Annotated in this window: 1 protein-coding gene; it reads right to left on the reverse strand. The window is 54.6% G+C overall.

The annotated features are described in order from the left end of the window. Positions 1-520, reverse strand: a 520-nt coding sequence (locus tag JMX91_RS13280; RefSeq protein ID WP_265089204.1) for an Ig-like domain-containing protein, incomplete at both ends; no start/stop codon positions are given.

Consider the following 520-nt stretch of genomic DNA (forward strand, 5'->3'; position numbering starts at 1 on the left):
CTCATCAACGGCATTTGGTGCGGTTGGTGGGTAAGCCACAACGATACTCGCTTGGTTCGATTTGTTACCGGTCAGGTCAGAGACCACATAGTTCACCGGTGTCGGATCATTGGTGAAGCCGGCTTCTGGTGTAAAGGTCACTGCGCCTGTCACGGGATCAACTGTCCAAGCACCTTCGCCTGCTACGGTTAAGGTGGTGACTTCAAGACCGCTATTTGGGTCAATCAGTTTGACGCTGGTTGGGTCAATGTCGCCTTCAAGGTCGGTGTCATTGCCAAGCACGTCGATGACCACGGGTTGACCTAGCGTGCCGGTTTGAATCTCATCAACGGCATTTGGTGCGGTTGGTGGGTATGCCACTTCTATACATCCTACGCTGCCGATGATTCCGGCCAGGTCAGAGACCACGTAGTTCACCGGTGTCGGATCATTGGTGAAGCCGGCTTCTGGGGTAAAGGTCACTGCGCCTGTCACGGGATCAACTGTCCAAGCACCTTCGCCTGCTACGGTTAAGGTGGTG

Source organism: Psychrobacter sp. Pi2-1 (assembly GCF_904846645.1).
Taxonomy (GTDB): Bacteria; Pseudomonadota; Gammaproteobacteria; order Pseudomonadales; family Moraxellaceae; genus Psychrobacter.